This window comes from Marivirga sp. (assembly GCF_051117495.1).
GTDB lineage: Bacteria > Bacteroidota > Bacteroidia > Cytophagales > Cyclobacteriaceae > Marivirga.
On record NZ_JBNPEF010000018.1, the window covers coordinates 23,329 to 38,802 of the forward strand.

Sequence of the window (15,474 nt, forward strand, 5' to 3'; positions counted from 1 at the left end):
AAATGTCAAAATACGATGTTACAGTAATTGGTTCCGGTCCTGGTGGTTATGTTGCGGCTATCCGCTGTGCACAGCTTGGAATGAAAACAGCCATTATTGAAAAATACAATACGCTTGGTGGAACTTGCCTAAATGTAGGCTGTATTCCATCAAAAGCATTACTGGATTCTTCGGAACATTATCATAATGCAGAAACTACTTTTAAAGAGCATGGGATTAACCTTAGCAACCTAAAAGTGGATATCAAGCAGATGATTAACAGAAAAGCGGATGTAGTCAAGCAAAATGTTGACGGAATTGCTTTCTTGATGAAGAAAAACAAGATTGACGTACATACTGGAGTAGGATCCTTTAAGGATAAAAATACTGTGGTGGTGACAAAATCTGATGGGAAGAAAGAAGAACTCAATACTGATAAAGTCATTATTGCAACTGGTTCTAAACCTGTTGAATTACCTTTCGCTAAATTTGACAAGAAAAGAGTGATCAGTAGCACCGAAGCCTTAGAACTTAAAGAAGTGCCTAAACATTTGATATTGATCGGTGGTGGTGTAATCGGCCTCGAACTGGGATCTGTTTACAAAAGAATTGGTTCTGATGTGACGGTAATTGAATTTATGGACAGTTTAATTCCTACAATGGACGGAACTATGGGTAAGGAAATGAAGAAGAGCATGAAAAAGCTCGGAATGGACTTAAAGCTGAAACATAAAGTCACAAAAGTTGAAAATAAAGGCAAAGAGGTAGAAGTTACTTTTGAGACTGATAAAGGAAAAGAAGAGACCATTAAAGGTGATTATTGCCTGGTAGCTGTGGGGAGAAAACCTTATACTGAAGGTCTTAATTTAGAAGCTGCAGGATTAAAAGCAGACGATAAAGGTAGAATTTCAGTTGATGATAATTTGAAAACTGAAGTCGATAATATTTATGCAATTGGAGATGTGGTGAGAGGTGCAATGCTGGCACATAAAGCCGAAGAAGAGGGCGTATTTGTAGCCGAAACCATGGCAGGACAAAAACCTCACATTCACTATAAATTAATCCCAAATGTAGTTTACACTTGGCCTGAAGTGGCTGGAGTGGGCAATACTGAAGAGGAATTGAAAGAAAAAGGCATAGATATTAAAACAGGTTCCTTTCCTTATAAAGCATTAGGACGAGCAAGAGCAAGTGGTGATTTAGAAGGCTTGGTTAAAGTGATAGCCGATAAAAAGACTGATGAAATATTAGGAATCCACATTATTGGAGCAAGAGCAGCGGATATGATTGCAGCAGGCGTTACCGCTATGGAATACAGAGCTTCAGCTGAGGATGTATCCAGAATGTCCCACGCACATCCAACTTATATGGAGGCTGTAAAAGAAGCTTGCTTGGCGGCAACTGAGAATAGGCCAATTCATATGTAATAAAGATGCTAGAGTCAAGAATATAGACTTGAAACAAGAAATCCGACAGAAAATTCTATCGGATTTCTTGTTTAACTTATTATAACTACTAAGCCACCCCTTTCCCAACAGGAAAAGCTCTATAGGCATAATACTGCATTACCGCCTCTAAGGCCGCCTGAATAGCCTCATTAATAGGTAACATATCTTTAGCTAATCTGAAATCTATCTGCATCAACTTTTGGTAGTAGTCTGTAAAAACCGGCACTTTGGATTTTGATTTCAACATTTCTACCGCCTTCTCATAATTTTCGGCTTGGCTTTCTTTAATCAATTTGCAAGTGACCATTCGTAATTGGCCATATTTATCTTTTCCAGCTCCATAACCAAATAATCTACATATTAATCCTCTATGTTGATATTCTCCGCAATGCCCGTGATTTGGATCATCTATAGCTAGAGGATGGTAAGCCATACAATTAAGAGATTGGTTTTCTTCTAATTTTTGATAAATCTCTTCTGCCTTTCCTTCCGAATACCAATGAAAGGCTAAGGGCAAAAATTCAAGAGGGGAAGCTTCAATATCAGGTTTGTTACAGCATCTTCCGCATCCTGAAATGCAATAAATACCAGATTCTTTTCTGAATTCAGAAATCTCAATATCAAGGCGTTTGAACAATTTCTCAACCGCCAGAACTTTTTGTTTGATTGTCATATTTTGGATGCAAATGTAATCTGAAAAACAATCTTTCAGTTCAATTTATCCAAAATTATTTTTCATGATAAAATGCTTAGGCAACTTTTACCACACAATACTTTTCAGAAAAGTATTTCTTACTGATTTCCAATATTCTTTCCGCGGTAATATTTCTGATTTTATTTACATAATTATCAAAATAATCAATGTAATCAGCACCTTCGGAAAGCTTTACCTTATAATTTTCTGATTGGTGGAATACAGTATCCAAACTGCTGGCTATTTTGCCCAACATATAATTCTTGATGGTCTCAATCTCCTCCTCAGGAACAAGCTTCGTTTTAAGCGCTTCCATTTCCTTATATACCTCCTTTACGGTATCTTCAACATGGTCAATTTTCACATCTGCTCCTATAATGTGGTAATCCAAATGTTTATAATTAATTAAAACAGAATAAATACCATAAGTGTATCCCTTGTCTTCCCTGATGTTTCTCATGAGTCGGGAACCAAAATATCCACCTAATATTTCATTGGCAATATTTAAATCAAAATAATCCGGATGATTACGTGGGATGGAAATAGCGCCCATTCTTACGGAAGCTTGAACTGACCCTTCCCTTTTAATAAGATTATCGTCTAATAAAGGAGATAATTTACCAGTATATTGAGCCGTGTCATTTGAAAATTCCAACATTCCCAAATGCTCTTCTAGGAAATTCAATATATCATGATCAAAATCACCTGCAACAATAATGTTAGGTTTTAAGGTAAAATATTGATTATAGTATTGTTCAATATCATCCTTATTAATATCATTCAAATATTCTTCTTCCAAGGTATTTGCATAAGGAGTGCCATTTAAAAGATTCTTTCGAAGATTCTTAGTAGCAATCAATGCATTTTTTTGATTGTTTACCCTAATCTTTTGAAGTTGCTGTAATTTTATTTTTTCAAAATCACCCAAATCAAACAATGGTTCTGTTACCGCACTTTTTAATACTGGTAAAAGAGGAGTAATATGCTCTTTTAAACATAATAAAGTTATAGTGGTATAATCAAAATCAACCGAAACATCTAAATGCGCGCCATAATGATCCAAAAGCTCCTGTAATTCACTCCCAGGATAACTTTTAGTACCTTCCACCATTAATTTTGCACAAATCAATGATTGACCTGGCTTTTTGTCATTGATCTTTCCCGCAGGAAAAAGAATATCAATTTTTAAAACAGGATTGGTGTCATCCTCTAAGATGTGAACAGATAACTCATTGGACAAATCCTTTATTTTTGGTTTTGTCAAGGATAACTCTTTTAACATAAAGGAATCAGGAGCTATTTGTCTGTCGAGCATATAACTTAATTGAAAATTTTAAAACTAGAATTAATATTGGTAACTATTCAGCTACAGAAGCTTTAGCCATTCCTAAACTTTCAAATTTAAAAACAGCTGTAAACCTAAGTGTTTCAGCCAACGGATTGTTTTGTTGAGTAGGGATTAAATAAGAAAAATCTAATCCAAGTACTTGATATCTGAAGCCCAATCCGGCTGTGAAATATTTTCTACCACCTTTAGTTGTATGTTCATAAAAATAACCGGTACGCACTGCAAAAACATTATTATACCAGTATTCAATTCCTGATGAAACAGTAATTTCCCTTAATTCCTCTTGAAAACCACCGGGCGCGTCACTAAAGGAGCCGAACATACCTTCTAGCAAGGTTGCAGGAATAGTATCACCTGCATTAGGTGTTGGCACCATCAATTTATTAAAATCCAGTGCGATAGTCAGTTTATTGTATGGATCTAGCTCTGTGGTAAATGCCGAACCGACTTTAAGATTAATGGGCAAAAATTGCTCGTTATCATCTCCGCTGTAAGACACCTTATTGGCGATATTGGCAATCTGTAAACCAGAAGAAAATTCAGAATCCTTGCCGTTAAATAATAAATCCTTAGTATATAACAAACCTAAATCAACTCCTAAAGCAGTAGCCGGACTAGGGTTGGATTGATTATTATTAGTGTAATTTCCAAATAAATTGGACCTAGCAAATTTACCTGTTAATGATGCGCTTAGATTATCACTAAGTTTTCTGGAATATGCAGCAGCAATAGAAAAATCTTTTGGAGAGAAATCCGTACCTGTACTTCCATCATCAGTGAAAAATATATTCCCCAAATCAAAATATTTCATGGAGATACCTACCACCTGTTCTTTATCAATCCTGTAATACCCACTTAGGTAAGAAATGGACATATCTGTTACACCTATACTCATCAACCATGGAGAATATGAAATAGAAGCTCCAATCTCATTTTCTACAAAAGCCAATCGTGCGGCATTCCATTGCATGGCATTGGCATCCGCAGATAAGGCCACTCCAACATCCCCCATACCGGCAGAGCGGGAATCGGGTGAAATTAATAAAAAAGGCATGGCTGTGGTAATAACATTTCTTTCGGCATCTTGGCCTGAAACCGTTGTAGGAGGTCCTGTGATTTGCCCTATGGCAACACTAGAAATGAATGTTGTAATGGTGAAAAATATTAAACTTGCTACTCGCATTTTTTCTTGATTTACTTCAAATATACTTAATTGATTACAATTAGCTTTTTAAATTGGTCAGTTTTTGCATTATCTTCTATAGAACGTATAAAAACCCTGACAAAATATATCCCGGGTGAAAGATTTCTTCCATTTTCGCCTTTCAAATCCCAAACGTCCTGTCTAAAATCTTCTTTGGTATTATAGCTATAGGAATAAACATTTTGACCCTGATTATTGAGAATTTGGTATTTCACCTCCATCTCTTTGTTTTTTCTGTTTTGTCTTAACTTAAAATTCACATTTTCCGATGCCGGATTGGGGAATATGGTAAAATCCAAAATCGATAACTGGTCATTGCCTATCACCTCGAACTCAACAGTTGCCTTTGATTTATTATTAAATACATCCATAGCAGTAACCGATATAAAATGTTTCCCTTTTGATAAACCTGATACATTATAATTCAAACTTCCCTCTTGGTAAGAATCACGATTATAATAAAAAAAGTCGTTAAGATTGATATTCTCCTCCCCTTCCAAATTAAAACTTATTCCCGGATTTACATTGCTATTGGAGATGCTAATCCCATGTTCATCAAATAAATCAATAATTAATTCTACATTACTACCAGTTTTATCACCACTCACAAATTCTCTGTCATTCAGATAAATATTGATATCAGGGCCAATATTATCTTGATTTGCCATAGAACTACTTCCGCCAATAAAATAATCGTCATTAAAACCACTTGCATCTTCAAGCCCCTCATCCGGTTTGGCATAAAGACTAAATTTCCCTTTATCAATTTGATAGTTTATTTCTTTAGGAACATAAAAAGTAAAACTGAAATCACCATTTTGGATGGTAGATTTCCCCCTATATATCACTTGGTCAAATGCAAGAAAATTGAATTCGTTTTCTGATGGGTCAATGGTACTGCTTTCTTGAGGTTTGTCGTAAAATTCGGCTGTCAATTCCCCAATATAACCATTAAGCTTTTGCCCTGCAGAATTTTCAACAATTCCACTAACTGAAATTTTTGACATACTATTAAGTGTATCTGTACTTCCATTTTCATTTACCACCTCTTCAATTCTTAAATTATTTTTAGGTTCGGCCAATGTAACTGCCGGATCTCCCAGCAAAATAAAATTTCTATTTTTAACCCCTACAATGCCAGAATTCTTCGTATTCTTGATGATATCCCCCAATTTCTTGGGTTCTCCACCTTCCTCTTTAAATACATTTTCGAAAAAGGAGCGATTGAGTGTAGCATTCGAACTGGATTCCACAGGTCGAGAAGTAGTTAACAAAGCTATTGCACCGCCATCTGCTTTAAGCAACATTTCCTGTGCACCAGACACTATGTTTGGATTATCGAATCTACCATATTCACAAGTGGCAGTGACAAACAAGGGTAAGCGATCTAAATTATTCCAATCATCTACCATATTTTTAGAAAGAATTGACTCATTGGTCCAGCTATTTTCAGATCCGTGTCCGATGTAATTCACTATTAAAGCGCCTTTTTCCACCATTTCATTAATAGCTTCCCGCATTTTGGGCGAGCGCTGCGTGCTTGCAAAAACCTCTTGTTCGAAAGCGCCTAAATAAAGCTTGTTAATATTATAAAATCCAAAATTATCTATTACATATTCACTCAGTATTTCTGAATCCCTATGAAATATATTGCCATCCTCATCATCTGCAATAAAGTATAAATCATTTCTCCATTTTTGAAATACTTGTGGGCTACTCTCATAATGAATAACTTTATTGATAGCATCGGAAGCTTCCTTTGTTGTTTTGGCAGGAATTCTCCCAATACCAATATCGATATCATCTATATTATCGAATTCCTCCTCCCAAAAGCCTTCATTTTCATCCATAAAGCCATAAAAGTCATCAGATGCATAAGTGAAAACAGGATGAAGCGAATTTCTGGATTCATATACAGGAACCAAATTGGTGTTATTGGCAACCCTATCTTTGTAATCGTAAGAAGAAGCACCCAGCATCAATACATATTTCAATTTATCAGGGTTTTTATCATAAAAATATTTGATATAGTTCCGAATGGCGGAAACATCTCCCCTGCCCGACCCAAATTCATTAAATATTTGACTGACTTTTGCTACCTCCACCGAATAGGCATTATGACTTCTTCTAAAATTTGCCAACTTATTAGCTTCTTCTATAAAACCATCATAAGTGATTATGAGGTAATCGGGACTATTTGCTGTTTTAATATTTTGACTACTTAATTCTTCTATAAAAGATAGATCATGAGCTGTTGATTGATCAAAAACCACAAATTTTCTTTCCTGAAGTTCCTCTGTCTGAGTAAACACATACTTTTGATTTTGAAAACTTAATTCTTTATAATTCATCAAATCCGTTACATCCCAAACTGAATGATTTGTATTAAGTCCTTCAATATTCAATTCATAATTTCCAAGCTGCTGAAAGTCCTTATTCCTAATCACAATCTGCGCATCACCAATCTTTAATTTTTCCGGCACTGTTAAAAAAAGATAATCCAAATAACCTTCCGATCTTCCAGTTCCCAAAGCCTCATGAGAAATGCCAACTGAAAGTTCATTGCCCGATAAAAGTGAGCTCACTATTGTAGAATAGTTGTTTACGATTTCTCCTTTTTGCCGATAGGGGAAAACCGTGAAGTCAGACACTTGGGGCATTTCCACAGAAGCCAAATCAAAATCATTAATCGAAATATTTAAATTAGCAGGGTCGTAAGTTTGGACCATATATTGAGTAGTTAATGTAAGCTCTTTGGATTGTGCTAATTCATTTGATAAATTAAATGAAAAATTTTGAGAGCGATTAACATTAAAGGATTCACCAAACCATTGCCTGCCAGAGCGTAAAATATTGGTTTCATCTATTTCATGGAAATAAACTGCATCGTACCAATCTATAATCTTATCTGAAGGAGCATCGATAGATGATTTGGACTCAATGGTTTTTATATTATTTGCGTTTAAATCAATGAAATAGTATAAAGAATCACTATATAAATTATTGCTGTATTGATAAGCTTCTTCTTCAAAATTATAATTAATATTTTGAACTGCATCAGCATAGAAATAGATGAGCTCTCCATTTTCAAAAATGTTATTGCTGTTTGCTTCAATTTTTACTGGTATAGGCTGGGGATCAATAGGATAGTCCACAGCATTTGATTGAGGGATATGACCACCAGGCATTCCATAAACCTGAATATTATTTGGGTTTAACTCATTTGGATTTAAACCTATGGATTCAATAAAGGCCAAATCAATTTTATGTACCCCTTCATTTACAGTTGCCACTTTTATAATACCTTCCTTTTCTAAAATAGACTGGCTATTTAGAAAGTGAAAAGAATTGATGGTCAATATAATACTTAGAAAATACTTCATTATTTTATTAAATCACTGAACTAACAGCTTTTACATAAAATTAATTTCTTTTGAAGAATGTAAACTTAATCACCGATAATAAAATATAAAGCAGGATAACGACAGGTATGGCAGAAAATTGAAAAATACTTATTAAAACTACTGCCATAATAATCGTGAGATATCTAAAAATATTTTCCCGAATATTGAAGTTTTTGAACTTTAGTGCAATCATTGGTATTTCGGCTACCAGTAATAAGGAGAAAACAACGGCTATAATTAGCAATGAGGGCGTTTCAAATAGAAATCCCAGTTTTTCATAATCTTTTAGAAAAACTAAAAAGCCAAGAAGCAATGCATTGGCTGGGGTAGGAAGTCCAATAAATTCCTCTGATTGGCGTGTATCTATATTGAATTTTGCCAATCTGAGCGCAGAAAAAACGGCAATTAAAAAAGCGGTGAAGCTTAGAATCCCCGCATCATTCATTTGTAAAAATTGGAAAAGTACATATGACGGTAAAAAACCAAAAGTCACCATGTCAGCTAAAGAATCCAATTGTTTTCCAATTTCAGAATGAACTTTTAACAATCTGGCCAACATACCATCCAAAAAATCAAATATGGCGGCTAAGACTATGCAGAAGGCTACCCATTCGAATTGAAATTGACTAGCAAAATACACTCCCACTGCCCCCGTAAATAGGTTGGCCGCTGTGATTGTATTAGGAATATTCTTTTTTATCATAACAATCTATTTGATGGCACAGAAAGGATTACTAGCTTTTTCTTTCCCCAAAGTAGTTTCAGGTCCATGACCACAATAAACTTTTACGTCATCATGATATTTAAAAAGTTTATTTTGAATACTGCTAATCAGCGTATCGTGGTCGCCCCCTGGAAGGTCTGTTCTTCCTATACTACCATCAAATAAAACGTCCCCACCTATAAAAACTTTTTCGGCTTCATTCATGAAACCGATATGACCTGGTGCATGCCCGGGCAAAAACAATACTTCGAATTCAATATCTCCAATATTATGAGTATCCCCTTCTTTCAAAAAATGGTCAGGTTGCGTAGGTTGATAATTTGCAAAACCATAAGAAGCAGCATAACTTGGAACCGCCTCCAAAATTGGTAAATCCTTTTCGTGCATGTATAACTCCACCCCGAATTTATCTTTCACAAAAGCATTTCCCAATACGTGATCAATATGACAGTGGGTATTTATTAATTGTCGCACATATAAAACCTCCGATTTTATGAAATTCACCAGCTCATCTTGCTCGTAACCTTCATAACATCCCGGATCAATAATGGCCGCATTTTTATTATCATCATAAACCACGTAGGTGTTTTCCATAAATGGATTAAAAACAAATTGCTTGATGTTTATCATTTCCTTAAAGTTTGGTGCAAATTTGTTGAAATTAAAACTGATAGCCTAAAATAAGAATTACTAAATGGAATCTTAAAGCAAAGGATAAATAAAAAGCGGAAGTAATTTAAACTTAAACGCCCTTAAAAACCTTATTGTATAACTGTAAAAATTGATTCTTAAAAATATATGCAAATTGATTATATTATTGTGGGTCACGGATTGGCTTCGGTAGCTGTCGTGGAACATCTTAAAAAATACAGTAAATCATTTTTAGTTTTTTCAGATGAAAATCCAAACGCTAGTTCTAAAGTGGCAGCGGGCTTATATAATCCTGTAACAGGCAGAAAAATGAAACAAACATGGAAGGCCACTGAGCTATTTCCATATTTAGAGGAATTCTATAGTGGTTTAGAAAAATCAACACAAGGTAAATTCCTTCATAAAAAAGCTATTTACAGACCGTTTCTATCATTGGAAGATCAAAATGATTGGATGGCCAAAACAAATAGAAGTGATCATTTCATTAATGCAACATATACTGTTTCCCACTTTCCTGAATACATCAATGATGAATTCGGTGGCATTTTATTGAACAGAAGCGGTTTTTTGGATGTAAAGGAAATGCTCGAATGCCATAGGTCTAAACTTATATCCGATAAACAATTTAGAAATGAAAGACTAGATTTTGAAAAATTAGATATAAAGGAAGACAGAATATTGTATAATGATATCCAAAGCAAGAGCATCATTTTTTGTGATGGTCCTTTGAGTAAAAATCCATTTTTTGATTGGCTGCCAACTGCCCCAGTTAAGGGTGAAATCCTTCATATTAAAACCGAAAAGCCATTACCTAATGAAGTGATCTTCAACAGAGGTGTTTTTTTAGTTAAAAGCCCAAAACATGATTACTACAGAGTAGGCGCTACTTACGAATGGAACAACCTTGATTATGAACCAACTGAAAAAGCAAGAAAGCAATTAACAGATAAATTGGATGATCTATTGAACATAAAATATGAGGTTTTAGAGCAAGTAGCGGGGATTAGACCTGCATCCAAAGATAGGCGACCATTAATTGGAAACCATCCTGAATTGAAGAACGTATTTATTTTCAATGGTTTAGGAACTAAAGGCGTTTCTTTAGCACCTTTTTTTGCTAATGAATTCGTTGAGTCAATAATTAATTTAAAAAAATTGAACGATGAAGTAAACATAAATCGTTATTATCCATTATATTCAAGTTAGTATGAATAGGAATTTTTTAAAATGCGCTTTATTTGTTTTAGGCTTCACATTTATGTTGACGCCAAATCTTTTATTTGCGCAAAACAGTGAAGAAACTTTTGGCAAGAGTAGAATTCAATACCGATATTTTGAATGGAAATATTATAGTACACCTCATTTCGATATTTACTATTACTACGGTGGTCAAAAATTAGCTAAGCAATTAGCAGAAAATATTGAAGAGGATTTTTTGCGCATAACCGATATAATGGGCTATGCTCCTTACAGCAAGACCAAAATCTTTTTATTTAATAGCAATTTAGATTACAACCAAAGCAATGTTGGTCTTAACGAGGCCCAATTTGACATAAGCGGACAAACTAACTTCTTGAAAACACATATAGAATTAGCTTTTTCCGGATCCTATCAAGAATTTAAAGAAGAACTAATCTATAAGGTTTCAAAGCTTTATGTAAAAGACATGTTATTTGGCGGTGGGTTGGTCTCTGAAGTTTTTCAATCAAATTCATTATTTACAGTTCCTGATTGGTTTATAAGTGGAATTGCCGCCTATATCGCCTATGGGTGGAATGCAGAAATGGACGATTTTGTAAGAAATTTCATGGTTGACAATAGCGCCAAACATATAGATAAATTAGAAGGTAAAGAAGCAGAACTTGCCGGACAATCTTTATGGAATTTTATATCAGAAAAATATGGGCGAATTAATATCTCCAACATTTTAAATTTAACAAGGATTATCCGAAATGAGGAAAAAAGTATTACTAACACATTGGGAATACCTTTTAAAGCATTTCTAAATGAATATAGATATTTCTATGTCAATAATTTTTCGGACATGGAAACAGAAAAACCTTCCAAGAAAAACCAAATTTCAAAACCGTGGAAAGGGAATTTAGATTATAGTTCCAAAATCAGTCCTAATGGTGATTATTTGGCTTATTCAATCAATAACCGTGGAAGATTTAAAATCAAATTAAGGGAAATAAATACAGGAAATGAGAAAACAATCTTTAGAGGGGGCCAAAGAAGGCTAGAAGAATTTGAAGATACTTTTGCACCCGCTATGGATTGGGGTGACAGCACTACTTTAGGATTCGTAAGCTATGAAAGAGGGGTGAATTATTTATATTTATATAATCCTTACACCAACAAATTTCAAAAAAGAGATTTAAGAAGATTTGATCAAGTCAACCAAGTCGATATTTATCCCAATGGTAAAACCGCAGTGGTAAGCGCCAATATAAATACCCAGTCAGACTTATACTTGATAAGTACAGGAAGGCCTAATATTAGAAGATTAACCAACGATCTATTTGACGACCTACATCCGGCTTTTATACCCGATACTAAACGTATTATATTCTCATCAAACAGAGGGTCCGATAGTATCTCAACTGAAAATACCTATGAAGACTTGGTTAAGAATTTCAATTTATTTGAATTGGATATCGATGAGCCGAATAAATTAGATCAAATAACAAAAGACTTTGGGCAAAACTCGAAAGTTGTGATTCCAGATAGCACCGCTATTTATTATGTAAGTGATAAATCGGGGATTAATAATTTATACAAATACGACACACAAAAGGGAACTTCTAAACAAATTACTGCCTTTGGCACTGGAATTCTAAATTTCGATATACGACCTGATTTTAATTATTTTTCAGTAGTATTAGACCAAAATGGAGATCAGAGATTTTTCTTCAGAAATGATTTTTCAGGAAATGAAGCAAAATTTTTACCATCTACGCTTCGTAAGCAAGTTGAACTAAGCAGAAAACTCAACAGTGAAGTTCCTAAACAAAATAAAATTCAAGCCAGAAGCAACGAATTGGAAATTAACAATAAGCCCGATTTCAAGCAAGATTCATCTCTTTCAAGTCTTCAAAAAAAATTAAACCAATCGGATGAATCAACCACCAAATTGGATGCCGATAACTTCGATTTTGAAGAACAACAATTCGAACAAGAAAAGAAAGAAAGTTCTTTATTGAAAAATTTAAGCAAGCTTAGAAATACAGCCAGCATGATGGGGCCTTTTGATTATGAACCAACATTCACTACAAATAACATAACTGCCTCTTGGAATATAGACCCGCTAATTGGGCTTACCATGTATTCCAGATATCAGATGAATGATTTAAGGGAAAACAATAAATTCTATGGAGGATTTGATGTCTCTTTACAAGATTTCAAAAGTGGTTCCATATTTGGTGAATATCAGTATTTAGAAAGATTAGTTGACTATAGTGTCAGGTTTGAAAGAGAAGTTTATGCTACTAAATTAGATGATAGATTTACAGATCAAACTTATGCTCTTAATAGTTTTAGTGCCGGTGGAGCCTTTCCTTTTTCAAATAACAGTCGAATTAGTGTAAAACCTCATATTGTTTACCAACAATTCATAGAGAGTAGTTTCAATGTCTTGACCCAACAAAATAACCTGGAAAAAGACCCATTGCAAAATGACTTGCTATTTGGAGGAAAAATCGAGTATATATATGATAATTCAGAACCTTTAGGGTTAAACATGAGGCAAGGTTTAAGAGGAAAAATTGCCTTTGAAAACTACACAGGTGGCTTTAATGCAGGCGAATCATTCAGTAAGTTATATATTGACGTAAGAAATTATCAGAAAATTTTCAGGGAAATAACTTTTGCAAGCAGACTTTACGCTGGCGGCTTTTTTGGCCAAAATTCACCCTACTATATGTTGGGCGGAGTAGAAAACTGGGTATTTAGAAGGGTGAACCAACCTGCACCTGGTGCCGAAATCACACCAGAAGAAAATCCACTTGCCCTAACCTCCACAGAAAGCCCTATTTATAATTCGAATATTTTATTTCATGAATTTGTAACCGGTTTACGAGGTTTCCAACTCAATGAATTCAGTGGCAAAAACGTAATCCTTCTAAGCAATGAATTAAGATTCCCATTATTCAGGGTGTTGAGCAATAATTCTATGTCATCGAATTTTGCCAGAAATTTTCAATTAATCGGCTTTTATGACATTGGGACTGCCTGGCTGGGAGGAAGTCCTTGGGATCAAGACAATAGCATTAACCGTCAAAATATTGAAACTGATAATTTTAAGGCCGTCATTAGAAATTATAAAAACCCTTGGCTTTCTTCTCTTGGTTTAGGTCTTCGTACCACTTTATTGGGCTATTATTTGAGGCTTGACTATGCTTATCCAATTGAAGATTATATAGTTCAAGATCCAAAATTGAGTCTTAGCATTGGTTACGATTTTTAATAAAATCCTACCTATTCTTTACAATTAAGAACTGGAATCCTATTAAATTTACTCCATGATTAAATCAATGACTGGCTTTGGCATTGCTGAAGCACAAAACGATAACATTACAGTTGAGGTAGAAATTAAAACCCTCAATTCTAAATTTTTAGACTTATCACTAAAGCTTCCTAAAGTTTTGAATTCAAAAGAAATTGAGGTTCGAAATTTAATAACCCAAATGCTCATTAGGGGAAAGGCTTCCGTTTCCATTAATATTTCCAAAAAAAATAAGCAATTGGCTTTGCCCAATATTGATCAAGAACTTTTTGCGGCTTATCTGGAAAAGCTTTCAGAATTGGAAGAATTGAACGGAAGGAAATTTCATGATATCATGAAAATGTCACTGGAAGCACCTGAAATCATAAAATATGAGGATGATCAGCTTACTGAGGCAGATCAACTGCTGATAATTGACACGTTGAAAAATGCTTTGGAAAAATGCAATGAGTTTAGAGATGCAGAAGGAAAAACAGTTAGTGATGTTTTAGCAGGCTATATCAATACCATTTCCGAAAAATTGGAGAAAGCAAAGGAAATTGAACCTAAGAGAATGGAGAAAATCCGAGCTCGACTACAAAACAATATTAAAGAATTAACCCTTTCTGTAGATTACGATCAGGAAAGATTGGAGCAGGAATTAATCTACTATTCTGAAAAGCTAGATGTAAACGAAGAAGTAGAACGCTTATCCATCCATTTAAAATATTTCTTAGACACGCTTAAAAGCAAAGCTGAATCTCACGGTAAAAAGCTTGGCTTTATCAGTCAGGAAATCGGCAGGGAAATCAATACTTTAGGCTCCAAAGCCAATGATTCTGATTTACAGGAGCAGGTTATTCAAATGAAAGAAGAGTTGGAGAAAATTAAGGAGCAGAGTTTGAATGTATTGTAAAAGAAGGGCTTGGCAATATATACCAAGCCTTTTTTATTTTATTAGTAATAATCGAATACCACTTCCTGAGTTCCATCCCCTTCTGTTAATCTTAAAGTTTTAATTTCCCCACCTAAATCAGTGTGTACAAGGTTAGATTGTGTATCAAATTCATCAAACAATACCGTATTAGTGATTCTGAATTTTTTTGGTTTTCTCACTTTATAAATCTCCTGATAGACCCAAAGGACATTTTCCTCCAATTCACTACCGATATAAGTGATATCTTGCTCCTTTCCATCTATTGAAACTGCAAATCTTTTTGAAAAATAGTCTTTTACCATCTCATCAATTTCAGCCGTGCTTTCCATTGCTAAAATATCAAGATTGACATTATAATGCTTATTCAAAGTTTGCTCAAAATCATCTACAAAGACTTTGTGCATTATTTGAACTGACTTTGTATCTTCTTTATAAACCAAATCTGTGATGGACACATAAAATGGATGCAGCATTCCGCTAAGCATCAAGAAAAAACCGATAATAAAATTACTGTATAACATTTTTGAAAGTCTAGTGTCTGTTTTGCAAAATTATGGTATTATTATGTTTTGTTACCATAAAACTAGATTTTTACTGAAAAG

General features: G+C 34.4%; 11 protein-coding genes. 4 read left to right on the plus strand and 7 right to left on the minus strand.

Annotation, left to right across the window (positions count from 1 at the left end; genetic code table 11):
* The first annotated feature begins 2 nt into the window (after positions 1–2).
* Entirely contained in the window at positions 3–1,406 is a 1,404-nt protein-coding gene (gene lpdA / locus ACFE0M_RS09880) for a dihydrolipoyl dehydrogenase (protein WP_434545595.1), read from the plus strand.
* A gap of 88 nt (positions 1,407–1,494) precedes the next feature.
* On the opposite strand, the gene ACFE0M_RS09885 is transcribed toward lpdA, so the two are convergent.
* The 6 genes from ACFE0M_RS09885 to ACFE0M_RS09910 all read right to left on the minus strand — a co-directional run bounded on the left by ACFE0M_RS09885 (position 1,495) and on the right by ACFE0M_RS09910 (position 9,431).
* Positions 1,495–2,100, minus strand: a complete 606-nt coding sequence (locus ACFE0M_RS09885) for a YkgJ family cysteine cluster protein (protein WP_434545596.1) — start codon at positions 2,098–2,100, stop codon at positions 1,495–1,497.
* 76 nt (positions 2,101–2,176) lie between these two features.
* Positions 2,177–3,436 (minus strand): M16 family metallopeptidase, encoded by a 1,260-nt coding sequence (locus ACFE0M_RS09890; RefSeq protein ID WP_434545597.1) that lies wholly within the window; start codon positions 3,434–3,436, stop codon positions 2,177–2,179.
* A 43-nt stretch (positions 3,437–3,479) separates the two neighbouring features.
* A complete protein-coding gene (gene porV / locus ACFE0M_RS09895; protein WP_434545598.1) occupies positions 3,480–4,652 on the minus strand; it encodes a type IX secretion system outer membrane channel protein PorV in 1,173 nt (390 codons plus the stop codon).
* 26 nt (positions 4,653–4,678) lie between these two features.
* Positions 4,679–8,056: a type IX secretion system sortase PorU gene (porU, locus tag ACFE0M_RS09900; RefSeq protein ID WP_434545599.1), complete on the minus strand. Its 3,378-nt coding sequence runs from the start codon at positions 8,054–8,056 to the stop codon at positions 4,679–4,681.
* Between the two features lie 40 nt (positions 8,057–8,096).
* A complete protein-coding gene (gene pssA, locus ACFE0M_RS09905; protein ID WP_434545600.1) occupies positions 8,097–8,780 on the minus strand; it encodes a CDP-diacylglycerol--serine O-phosphatidyltransferase in 684 nt (227 codons plus the stop codon).
* A 6-nt stretch (positions 8,781–8,786) separates the two neighbouring features.
* Positions 8,787–9,431: an MBL fold metallo-hydrolase gene (locus ACFE0M_RS09910; protein ID WP_434545601.1), complete on the minus strand. Its 645-nt coding sequence runs from the start codon at positions 9,429–9,431 to the stop codon at positions 8,787–8,789.
* A gap of 168 nt (positions 9,432–9,599) precedes the next feature.
* Between ACFE0M_RS09910 and ACFE0M_RS09915 the strand changes: the two genes are divergently transcribed.
* Genes ACFE0M_RS09915 through ACFE0M_RS09925 form a run of 3 tightly spaced genes read left to right on the plus strand, consistent with a single transcriptional unit; the run spans position 9,600 to position 14,851 of the window.
* Entirely contained in the window at positions 9,600–10,658 is a 1,059-nt protein-coding gene (locus ACFE0M_RS09915; RefSeq protein WP_434545602.1) for an NAD(P)/FAD-dependent oxidoreductase, read from the plus strand.
* Position 10,659: 1 nt separating this feature from the next.
* Complete coding sequence (locus ACFE0M_RS09920) at positions 10,660–13,917, plus strand: hypothetical protein (RefSeq protein WP_434545603.1); 3,258 nt, start codon at positions 10,660–10,662, stop codon at positions 13,915–13,917.
* A 55-nt stretch (positions 13,918–13,972) separates the two neighbouring features.
* Positions 13,973–14,851: a YicC/YloC family endoribonuclease gene (locus tag ACFE0M_RS09925; protein WP_434545604.1), complete on the plus strand. Its 879-nt coding sequence runs from the start codon at positions 13,973–13,975 to the stop codon at positions 14,849–14,851.
* Positions 14,852–14,892: 41 nt separating this feature from the next.
* Here the strand turns inward: ACFE0M_RS09925 and ACFE0M_RS09930 are convergent, their stop codons facing one another.
* Complete coding sequence (locus ACFE0M_RS09930) at positions 14,893–15,393, minus strand: DUF6702 family protein (protein WP_434545605.1); 501 nt, start codon at positions 15,391–15,393, stop codon at positions 14,893–14,895.
* Between the last annotated feature and the right edge of the window lie 81 nt (positions 15,394–15,474).

What these genes read in the sequence shown, in the direction of transcription:
- lpdA (WP_434545595.1), top strand. Translation starts at nt 3, where the DNA reads ATGTCAAAATACGATGTTACAGTAATTGGTTCCGGTCCTGGTGGTTAT.
- ACFE0M_RS09885 (WP_434545596.1), bottom strand. Translation starts at nt 2,100, where the DNA reads ATGACAATCAAACAAAAAGTTCTGGCGGTTGAGAAATTGTTCAAACGC.
- ACFE0M_RS09890 (WP_434545597.1), bottom strand. Translation starts at nt 3,436, where the DNA reads ATGCTCGACAGACAAATAGCTCCTGATTCCTTTATGTTAAAAGAGTTA.
- porV (WP_434545598.1), bottom strand. Translation starts at nt 4,652, where the DNA reads ATGCGAGTAGCAAGTTTAATATTTTTCACCATTACAACATTCATTTCT.
- porU (WP_434545599.1), bottom strand. Translation starts at nt 8,056, where the DNA reads ATGAAGTATTTTCTAAGTATTATATTGACCATCAATTCTTTTCACTTT.
- pssA (WP_434545600.1), bottom strand. Translation starts at nt 8,780, where the DNA reads ATGATAAAAAAGAATATTCCTAATACAATCACAGCGGCCAACCTATTT.
- ACFE0M_RS09910 (WP_434545601.1), bottom strand. Translation starts at nt 9,431, where the DNA reads ATGATAAACATCAAGCAATTTGTTTTTAATCCATTTATGGAAAACACC.
- ACFE0M_RS09915 (WP_434545602.1), top strand. Translation starts at nt 9,600, where the DNA reads ATGCAAATTGATTATATTATTGTGGGTCACGGATTGGCTTCGGTAGCT.
- ACFE0M_RS09920 (WP_434545603.1), top strand. Translation starts at nt 10,660, where the DNA reads ATGAATAGGAATTTTTTAAAATGCGCTTTATTTGTTTTAGGCTTCACA.
- ACFE0M_RS09925 (WP_434545604.1), top strand. Translation starts at nt 13,973, where the DNA reads ATGATTAAATCAATGACTGGCTTTGGCATTGCTGAAGCACAAAACGAT.
- ACFE0M_RS09930 (WP_434545605.1), bottom strand. Translation starts at nt 15,393, where the DNA reads ATGTTATACAGTAATTTTATTATCGGTTTTTTCTTGATGCTTAGCGGA.